At 47.8% G+C, this 5,722-nt stretch carries 7 protein-coding genes and 1 pseudogene; 5 read left to right on the top strand and 3 right to left on the bottom strand.

The features are described 5' to 3' along the window. From B156_RS31590 to B156_RS0123470, 5 genes and pseudogenes are all read left to right on the top strand, one after another. Positions 1-180: pseudogene (locus B156_RS31590) on the top strand (hypothetical protein); the annotation flags it as partial. 55 nt (positions 181-235) lie between these two features. Continuing rightward, positions 236-511: an integrase core domain-containing protein gene (locus B156_RS31585; RefSeq protein ID WP_157627161.1), complete on the top strand. Its 276-nt coding sequence runs from the start codon at positions 236-238 to the stop codon at positions 509-511. A gap of 145 nt (positions 512-656) precedes the next feature. Continuing rightward, positions 657-860 (top strand): hypothetical protein, encoded by a 204-nt coding sequence (locus B156_RS0123480; RefSeq protein ID WP_018622240.1) that lies wholly within the window; start codon positions 657-659, stop codon positions 858-860. A gap of 404 nt (positions 861-1,264) precedes the next feature. Then, complete coding sequence (locus B156_RS0123475) at positions 1,265-1,693, top strand: antitoxin Xre/MbcA/ParS toxin-binding domain-containing protein (protein ID WP_018622239.1); 429 nt, start codon at positions 1,265-1,267, stop codon at positions 1,691-1,693. Positions 1,694-1,696: 3 nt separating this feature from the next. Further along, the gene (locus B156_RS0123470) at positions 1,697-2,164 is read left to right on the top strand and encodes an RES family NAD+ phosphorylase (RefSeq protein ID WP_018622238.1); all 468 of its coding nucleotides are present in this window, start codon (positions 1,697-1,699) and stop codon (positions 2,162-2,164) included. Between the two features lie 293 nt (positions 2,165-2,457). Here B156_RS0123470 and B156_RS0123465 read toward each other — a convergent pair whose 3' ends face one another. From B156_RS0123465 to B156_RS0123455, 3 genes are all read right to left on the bottom strand, one after another. After that, positions 2,458-4,599: an ATP-binding protein gene (locus B156_RS0123465; RefSeq protein WP_018622237.1), complete on the bottom strand. Its 2,142-nt coding sequence runs from the start codon at positions 4,597-4,599 to the stop codon at positions 2,458-2,460. Positions 4,600-5,132: 533 nt separating this feature from the next. Further along, positions 5,133-5,357, bottom strand: coding sequence for an IS3 family transposase (locus tag B156_RS0123460; RefSeq protein ID WP_018622236.1), 225 nt, complete (start codon positions 5,355-5,357; stop codon positions 5,133-5,135). A 70-nt stretch (positions 5,358-5,427) separates the two neighbouring features. Further along, a partial coding sequence (locus B156_RS0123455; RefSeq protein WP_018622192.1) for a DDE-type integrase/transposase/recombinase occupies positions 5,428-5,722 on the bottom strand: 295 nt, incomplete at its 5' end.

Below are 5,722 nucleotides of genomic sequence, written 5' to 3'. Positions count from 1 at the left end.
CCCGTGCGGCCTAATCTGTTACTGGACTTGGCCTTTCCCGCCAGACCGAATGTGGTCTGGGTAAGCGACATCACCTATCTGCCTTTGGTCAATGGCCAATGGGCTTATCTGGGGGCCTGGATGGAGTGGTCCGCCACCGCGGCTATTTTCGCGCCGGATTGTAGGCTGGTGAGTGGATGACAATATGGAAGATGAGCTGATTTTGATACCGTTACGAACTGCGTTGCAGAACCGTTTGCCTGGGGAAGGTCTCATCATCCATTCTGACCGGGGTGGGCAGTACATTTCCAACGAGTATAAAGAATTAGTGCGCTTGTGGCGAATCAACCCCAGCATGAGCCGGGCTGATGACCCCTATGACAATGCGTTTGCCGAGTCTTTTTGGAGTAGAATCAAAGCGGAGTTGTTAGAAGGGGGGGCATTTTTGAGCGTGGAGGGCGCGCGCACGGAAGTGTTCGCCTACATTGAAGGGTACTACAACCGAGTGCGTCGGCACTCGTCGCTGGGCTAAAAAAGCCCGGAAAAGTATGAGAGGAATATAAACTAAAATAACGTGAACTATGAGATCGCTTGCTGATGGCGGGCCAACCACATTGGGTACTAGCCGCTTAGAAAGCAATCTCATAGTTCACGTTAATTTAATCCCAGATCTACTCATGAGCAAAATCCGTAAAGACCGCTCTGATATTCAGGTCGGCAATCTCGAAAAGAAACATAAGCTTAAGCCCGGTACGGTCCGTAATACGGATCAGACCGATGCACGGTCTGATAAAGAACTGGGCAGCCTACACCGGGAGTATGGCGAAGAGGCCATGAAAGAAATGTTAGGTGAAAAGAACGATTCAGCCGAAGTAGAGTGAAATAAGCCAAGCGGTTAGCGTTGAATAAGGAAAAGGGATAATACGGCCCCGTATGAAACTGTGAGCAAACTAAAAGAGTCAAATCAGCGCTTATTATTCGTTAAGCTACTCAAGCCCTGGGGGTCCACCTATCAGGGCTTTTTCTGCGTAATGCGGATGAAATTTGAACAGTAAGACAATTTAGTCATTCACTTGATTCATTAGCTCATTTCAAAATCAACTGGTCGTTTAAATGGGCGATGGGCGGGTAGAGAGGTGGTTCCCAGAACAATTCATTCAGTTAGGCATGTTGAATTAGCTCAACCGTTGGTTAGTATAGGTTCTTCTAAACCTAAGTAATAGCACTTTTAAGGGAGTTGACTAAGTGAAATTGTATAGCTACCTTAGTGAAAAAGTTCACTACCATGGCTACCAGCACACCAAGCATTCCATCGAATCGCTTTATGCCAGTTAAATTACTGACTGAGATGGAAATCATCACCCGCAGTCGACAAGGGGTATTTCGAGCAGAAGCAGACCGGGTTGCCCGATTAATTGGCCTAACAGATAAAGAAATGGCTGCGGCTCTAGGCATCTCAGCATCCTACCTGCATCGCCTGAAAACCGATCAACGCATCAGTCAGGATGCATCCGAACGATTGCTCTTATTAGAAAATTTGCTCCAACACGCCTTGGACACCTTTGATGGGCGAGCACTCACTGTCGCCGGATGGTTACGTTCCTCGCTCCGGGAATTGGACTATCAAACCCCCTTACAAACCCTGGATACGGTTACGGGCTACACGCTGGTGGATCGCATATTGGGGCGGATTGATCACGGAATTTTCGGTTAACCTATGGCCTTAGTGTATCGGGTTGTTCGGCAGAAGTATGCCGATCGCCCACTCGATGTCATGGGAACCTGGTTGAATGGCGGGCGCTGGAACCCACCCGGTGTCGGCATCTTATATACAGCTGAACATCCTGCCTTAGCCTTAGTAGAAATTCTAGTGCACATGCCTCAGGTGCCCTACAGCGAATTACCCACCTATCGACTGTTTACGTTGGAAATTCCGGATCAAAATCAACGTGTGTTGACGGCCGAAGAACTACCTGCCTATTGGAGCGAAAACACTTACGGACGAAGCCAAACCATTTTACGAGATTGGTTAGCCAAACCGGACGTTCTTGCTCTGGGAGTACCCTCATCAGTCATGCCTGATGGAATCAACTATCTTCTTCATCCAACACACCCTACTTATAGCAGTATCCGCGTGGTTGAGGAAAAAGCATTAGTTATTGATCGACGAATATGGCACGAATAATTCGTCTAGCTTGCCCGACGTTTTACTGGACGAATTTTGAGCAGGAGAAAGGTAGCCTTAGATGGACTAGTCTCAACTCAGTGACCTACCCTAGAGTTAATATCCAAGTTTTGTACCCGCTCCCTCGCACCCATTTGAAAAGGGATAATCACAGCCTTTGGCAATCAATTATAGATGAGCTGACTGGCCCCAATGGCGCGGATGATTTCTAACCAAGCCCATTGTTGTTGCTCAGCTAAGCGTTCAGTTTGCGAATGGAAAAGCCCAGCATGAAGGTCAGTCAACCCCGGCCGTTAGGTAGTCGGTAAAGTGATCACAAATTCAGAGCCATCCCCTTCAACACTTTCTACGCTTAGCCTTCCTCCATGCCCTTTGGTCACAATGTCGTAACTCAGGCTTAACCCCAGTCCAGTGCCTTCGCCCGTTGGCTTAGTCGTAAAAAAAGGCTGAAAGATTTTGCTCTTCACCGACTCGGGAATTCCTGTGCCATTATCCTTGATCCGCATTTCAACCGCATTGGCCAGGTGGTGGGTACTGACCCAAACAGTAGGATGATACTCAATAGGGGCTGTTTTCAGCTTTTGCTGAAGGGCATAAAACGCATTCGTGTACAGGTTTAACAATACCCGGCCAATCTCCTGAGGAACCACCTCAATCGGGCCCAGGTCAGAAGCAAAGTCCGTCACAAGATCCCAATTCAAGCCCTTGTCTTTAGCCTTCAAACCCTGATAGGCTAGCCGTAAATACTCATCGGCCAGGGCGTTCAACTCAGTAAGTTGTCGCTCACCGGTGACCGTACGACTATGCTCCAACATACCTTTGACGATGGCCGAGACCCGGCTACCATGATGGGTAATTTTCTGGAGATTTTGCGCCAAGTCGTCGGCGATGGCTTTGGCTTCATCCGTATCACCCTTGGTAAGTTCGTCTTTCAACTCACTCACCAGTTCGGCACTCACTTCGGAGAAGTTATTAACGAAGTTCAACGGGTTCTGAATCTCATGGGCGATACCTGCCGTTAGTTCCCCCAGGCTGGCCAGTTTCTCTTTCTGGATAAGCTGAGTTTGGGTAGCTTTGAGGTCAGTGAGTGATTGATGGAGTTCAGTTGTGCGCTCAGCAACCTGCCGTTCGAGGGTTTCGTTTTGGGCCGAGAGAATTTGTTGCTTTTCTGCCGACAACTCTTCGACCTCTACCACCCGCTTGCGTAAGATATGCGCGGTGCGGGCAAATTCACCTGCCAGAAATAAACTGTACCCGATGGGGGTGGCAAACAGCCCAATCGAAATAGAAATATAAGCCCAACCGCCCAGACTTGCCAACCGTAAGGCCAGTGATGGGAGAAAAAACACAAAGAAAACCAAATTGGTGACGAAGAGCGTCCTAGCCCCTGCCCCTGCCTGATGGGACTTCATTGCGTACCAATACTGCCGCAACGTATCTAAGTTGAAAATCAAATAAAGACCTGAATTTAGCATCCAGACATCGTTATAAAACAGTAGCATACCAGGCAAGGTGAGGATAGCGTACCCGACGAGTCCGTAAAAAAGCGGGCCTTTAGGCCTGGCGTAAAACGCATAAATCCCTACCAATAGAAACAGAAGGGATATGTTGGTAATAACATAACCTACATAGTAGTAGAGGGCATCAAAGGAAGCCGATTTCGGGCGGATTCGGAGCGTAAAAAAAATATGGGCAGTGAATGTGCCTAAGGCAAATAGTCCAAAGAAAAGATAGGGCTTGTGTGTGTTGAATGAGAAATAGAAGAACAGAAAGGTAACGCCCAGTAGCAGGTGAAGAGTCGTTAGCGCAAACTCCAGTACAAAATTAATAAGGTTGTTGTATAGTACGTTGGAGTGCCCCTGATTGCTGTTTTCAATATACAGAGCCAGGCAAGGATTTCCAAAGCCATCAATGTTATGATAAAAATTGGCCTTCGTAAACGAATACCGCACCGCGAGTTGGTGAGTGGGCTGGCCGCTGAGGTGAAAACTATACACTTCTCCTTTCAGGTAAGTGGTTTGCTCCTGTTCTGGAACGGTGCTCACCACGCCAAGTTGGTAAATCAGGCGTCCATCTACGTAAATTTCTGAAGCACCCACTTGCCGAACAACCAGGGCCAGTGCCTGTTGCAACAGGGTTGAGTCGACCTGTAGTTTGAGCCGGAACCAGCCAATTTGGGCTCGTCGTACCTGCGGTAAGTCGTGAATGTCCTTTGTAGGATCAATGTTCTCCCACTTCGAATCGTCAACATCAGCTTTCGCCCACACTGGGTTGTCGCCCGAGTGCCATGTCCAGCCTTTGTTGAGCAATAAACCCTGTGGAGGTAGACTGTCAATACGAACAATAGGTTGGGCCAAACTGACCGAAGTGGATAATCCCAGCAGCAACCAAACAAGGTAGTTCATCAGGAGCGTCAACGGGTCGATGAGATCCATTGACCAATACGAATTGGGTGTCGATTAACCAGGCGTTGAGTAGGCGATTGGGGCGTTAACCAACCGATGAATACCTTCTGAGTGCGGGTGACATTGGGATAACGCGCCAGAAGCTCTATAGGGATGGATTAGCCCGAAAGGCGATTCATCTTAACGTTGAATGGGCTCAAATATATTAAAAATAAAGGATTAGCCACTAGGTCTCGATTCAGAAGTGAAAAGTCGAGTGGGTTGCTGCTGTGACTACACGATTAGGCACATCTGACAACAAGGCTATCGATTTTAAGCCAACTCTAATCGATTCTGGGCCATTGATTGCTGTGGAATAGTCATTACAGGAGATTATTCCCAACGCAAGGTCGTTTAACCCATTCAGTGAGCAAGTCCAATCGATTGGATACCAGTCTTGGTTTGAACGATAATGAACATACGTTGATGTAGTCGCGCCTTGGCTTGGAAATATTAGGAGGTTTTCCTGAACGATAATTCAATAGAATGGGAATTGGACTTGCAACACAATACTGAACAAATTTTTAAGCAACATGTTGAAGTTGCCTGTTATAATAGTCAAAAGGGGAAAGATAGCCTAGCGCCGAATGCCTGCGTTGACGATTGTACCAGACTTCAATATATTCAAAAACAGCCTGCTTAGCCATGGCTTGCGTCTGGAAATCCTGCTGATACACCAACTCCGACTTGAGGTTTTTGAAAAAGCTTTCGGCCACGGCATTATCCCAACAGTTAGCTTTCCCAGTCATACTTTGTACAACCAGTGGGTGTTTTTTTAGCAGTTTCGTAAAGGCATGACAAGCATACTGCACTCCTCGATCAGACCGGGGCGCCGGAGCGATGAAAGATTAAGGCCCGCTCAATAGGCCGATTTTTAATGGCCATCTGCCAAGCTGGAATGGTTGTTTCAGCGGCTTTCATTGACTTACTCAAAGCCCAGCCAATCACTTTCCGGTCATACAAATCCATAATCATAGTCAGGTAGAGCCACCCTTCACCCGTACGAATATACGTCAGATCCGAAACCCATGCCTGGCCCGGTTTTACCGGATTGAATTGGCGGTTCAAATGATTCTCGGCCACGGGGTAAGTGTGCTTTGAATCCGTAGTCGTG

Origin of the sequence: Spirosoma luteum DSM 19990, assembly GCF_000374065.1 — a bacterium.
In the GTDB taxonomy this organism is placed as follows: domain Bacteria; phylum Bacteroidota; class Bacteroidia; order Cytophagales; family Spirosomataceae; genus Spirosoma; species Spirosoma luteum.
The sequence above is the reverse complement of the archived record's forward strand: the minus strand, read 5'-3'. Positions and strand labels throughout refer to the sequence as shown.

Coding starts and splice junctions, on each gene's coding strand:
- B156_RS0123480 (WP_018622240.1), top strand. CDS start 657: ATGAGCAAAATCCGTAAAGACCGCTCTGATATTCAGGTCGGCAATCTC.
- B156_RS0123470 (WP_018622238.1), top strand. CDS start 1,697: ATGGCCTTAGTGTATCGGGTTGTTCGGCAGAAGTATGCCGATCGCCCA.
- B156_RS0123475 (WP_018622239.1), top strand. CDS start 1,265: ATGGCTACCAGCACACCAAGCATTCCATCGAATCGCTTTATGCCAGTT.
- B156_RS0123465 (WP_018622237.1), bottom strand. CDS start 4,599: ATGGATCTCATCGACCCGTTGACGCTCCTGATGAACTACCTTGTTTGG.
- B156_RS0123460 (WP_018622236.1), bottom strand. CDS start 5,357: ATGACTGGGAAAGCTAACTGTTGGGATAATGCCGTGGCCGAAAGCTTT.